Source organism: Verminephrobacter aporrectodeae subsp. tuberculatae At4 (assembly GCF_000193225.1).
In the GTDB taxonomy this organism is placed as follows: Bacteria; Pseudomonadota; Gammaproteobacteria; order Burkholderiales; family Burkholderiaceae_C; genus Acidovorax; species Acidovorax aporrectodeae.
Window position 1 is genome coordinate 1 of sequence record NZ_AFAL01000154.1, and the last position, 2,932, is coordinate 2,932.

Consider the following 2,932-nt stretch of genomic DNA (forward strand, 5'->3'; position numbering starts at 1 on the left):
GATGCAGCGCAAACCAAGTGTGAAGTCCGCTCCGAAAAATCCCAACCAGCAAATAAAGTGAAAAATATGAAAAACGTGAAGACAATAAACGTAACAGTCGATTTGACGTACGATGCAGGTAAAGGAGAAATCCAAGTGTATGGCACGCTGGTTGCAACGTATGATCCCGAACAACAACAATACATCAAGTACGCAATTACATTCAATCCAGACCTCCCCGCATTTACTCCCTTGGCCGATCAGCTGGTTAAAATTCATGTCATGTACGACTCTTTGACTTCTCCGATCGTTACATCACAGCATGGTGAGTGGCTTAAAACCCCAGTTACCATAGAAAACTTTGAGATGCCGAAACATACTTACATCGTATCTGTGAGCGTCGTACAAGGTACTCTTGTCGTTAACAGTGATCAATTTGATCTGTAAACTGGGTTGGCGTCCCTTCCATTCGCGCTCGCCGTAGAAGTTGGGACCGGGGCGGTCTTCGGAGCAAACGCCAGCGCGTCATGCGCTCCGGGGTTTATGCAACGACGACGCCCCGTCACAGCAGCACCTCGCCCGTCACGCAAGTCACCGTGCTCCTCATCGTCCTGGCTGGGGGTGAATTGCACCACCGCGCTGGCGGCCAAAAACTGTTCAATTTGCGCGATCGTCGTGAGCCGCGTCTCGTCCATGCTGACCACCATTTCCTGATGATCAACCCACCCTCGCTCGGGGCCTGCAACCGCCCCTTCAGACTCATACATCGTTGGAAATGCGGGGTTCCTTCAGACTCATACCTCGTTGGACAAGGCTTGGCACGCCGAAGTCTCCGGCCAAGGTGCTAGAGTGCCACTGCCGCGTGGTGGCCCGTTGGGCGAGACGATGCGCGCGGCCACCATGGCCAGCCCCAGGCGCTGCATGGTGACACGGACGGCCTGCAGGAACCCCAAAAATGTAAAATGCGTTAAAATTCGTGCGCGCTTCGTGGCCGTGCGGTCGGCCACAGCATCCCCAAGGCAGTCCGGCTGGCCGGATGCAGCGCAAACCAAGTCCATTCCGCAAAATCCCAACCAGCAAATGAGGTGAAAAACATGAATACCATAGACATAAAAGTCGATTTGACGTACGGTACAGAGGAGGAAGCAAGCCAAAAGTATGGCAAGTTGATTGGAACGTTTGATTCCGAAAAACAAGAATACGTCAAGTTTGTAATTACATTCAATGCAGACCTCGACGCATTCAGTTCTTTGTACGATCAGCTGGTTGCAATTCAGGTCATGTACGACAAAAAAACCACTCCGATAGTTGAATCAAAGAATAATGACTGGCTTAAAAACCCAATTACCATATACGGCTGTGATTTGTCGAAAGGTACTTATGTCGTATCTGTGAGCTCCGTAAAAGGTACTGCTGTCGTTGATAGTGATGAATTTGTTCTGTGAACTGGGTTGGCGTCCCTTCCATCCGCGCTCGCCGTAGAAGTTGGGACCGGGGCGGTCCTCGGAGCAAACGCCAGCGCGTCATGCACTCCGGGGGTTATGCCATTTCGTTAACGAGATGGGTTTGCGCAACGGCGCCGCCCCGTCACAGCAGCACCTCGCCCGTCACGCAGGTCACCGTGCTGCCACCGACCCAGATATCCGCGCCGTCGCGCCGCACGTGCACCCGCCCGGCGCGGCCCAGGCAACTGCCCTGACTCGCGACGTACTGTGCGGGGGCCAGGCCGGCGCCAATCAGCCACTGGGCCAGCGCGGCGTTGAGGCTGCCGGTGACCGGGTCTTCGATCAATCCGTTGTTGCCGGTGAAGAAGGCGCGCACTTCAAAGGCAATGCCCCGGGAATCGCTGCCATCCATGGCACCGACCACACCCAGGTCCAGCCCCGCCAGGAGGGCGCTGTCGGGTCTGAGCGCCAGCACCTGCTGCGCTGAGCGCAGCATGAGGCCGCGCCAGTGGGGGCCGTTGGCGCACCAGGCGTGGTGCAGGATGTCGCTGCGCTCCACGCCCAGGCCACGGACGATCCGTGCCACGTCGGCCTCGTCCAGGGGGTCGTTGCGGATCAGCGCCGGAGCGGCAAAGGCCAGGCGCTCGCCGTCCCGGCGCAGTGCCACCAGACCCACGCCGCATTCCTGCAGCACCTTGTCTGCCCGTTGGGGGCGGCCGCCGGCTTCGAGCCAGGCATGGCAACTGCCCAGCGTGGGGTGGCCGGCAAAGGGCAATTCGCGGCCGGGGCAGAAGATGCGCAGGCGGTAATCCGCACCGGCTGCCCGTCCCTGGGGTGTGGGCGGCAAAACGAAGGCAGCCTCGGACAGGTTGGTCCAGTGGGTGAAGTCCTGCATGGCCTGCGTGGCAAGGTCGGTGCCGTCGAGCACCACGGCCAGGGGGTTGCCGCGGTAGGGCACGCTGGTAAAGACGTCAACCTGTCTGAAGGGGCGTGGGTGCATGGCGGGGGCTCCGTGGTTCTTCAGCGGACCTCGCGAATGGCGGGCCGCAATGCCGGGGGTGATCTGCTCGACCGCGGAGCCCATGGCAGGACGGGGCTTGTGCGGCGCAGGCCTTGAATGTAGGCTCGTCCGCCAATACACCATAAATACAGTTGCAAAGTGCAGTGGCGCATCTGTATTGCTGGCCATGGCGGTACAAACCGCTGCGTTCGGGAGCCCCTTGCATGCTGACGAGATCGCCCACCCAGTCGCTGACCGAGCAGTTGTCGGCGCGAATTTCCGAGCGCATCCGCAACCGCCTGCTGGCGCCCGGCGCGCGCCTGCCCTCGGTGCGCCAGTGCGCGCAGCAAAACGGAGTGAGTCCGTCCACCGTGGTCGCGGCCTACGACCAGTTGCTGGCCCAGGGGCTGGTGCAGGCGCGCAAGAACCGGGGCTTTTTGTGCGCGAAGGCGGCCGTGCGGCGGCGGACGCCGATGCCGGCGCCACGGACCCGGCGCCGGCGGGCCAG

Annotated in this window: 4 protein-coding genes; 3 read left to right on the plus strand and 1 reads right to left on the minus strand. The window is 60.1% G+C overall.

Annotated features, from left to right (window positions below):
* Both VTU_RS33465 and VTU_RS32520 read left to right on the plus strand, forming a co-directional pair.
* The coding region (locus VTU_RS33465) for a hypothetical protein (protein WP_169315370.1) at window positions 1-426 on the plus strand (426 nt) is incomplete at its 5' end.
* 647 nt (window positions 427-1,073) lie between these two features.
* Window positions 1,074-1,424, plus strand: a complete 351-nt coding sequence (locus tag VTU_RS32520) for a hypothetical protein (RefSeq protein WP_138927799.1) — start codon at window positions 1,074-1,076, stop codon at window positions 1,422-1,424.
* 142 nt (window positions 1,425-1,566) lie between these two features.
* On the opposite strand, the gene VTU_RS0105375 is transcribed toward VTU_RS32520, so the two are convergent.
* A complete protein-coding gene (locus VTU_RS0105375) occupies window positions 1,567-2,424 on the minus strand; it encodes a PhzF family phenazine biosynthesis protein (protein ID WP_010101599.1) in 858 nt (285 codons plus the stop codon).
* Between the two features lie 224 nt (window positions 2,425-2,648).
* Between VTU_RS0105375 and VTU_RS25810 the strand changes: the two genes are divergently transcribed.
* The coding region (locus VTU_RS25810) for a GntR family transcriptional regulator (RefSeq protein WP_010101600.1) at window positions 2,649-2,932 on the plus strand (284 nt) is incomplete at its 3' end.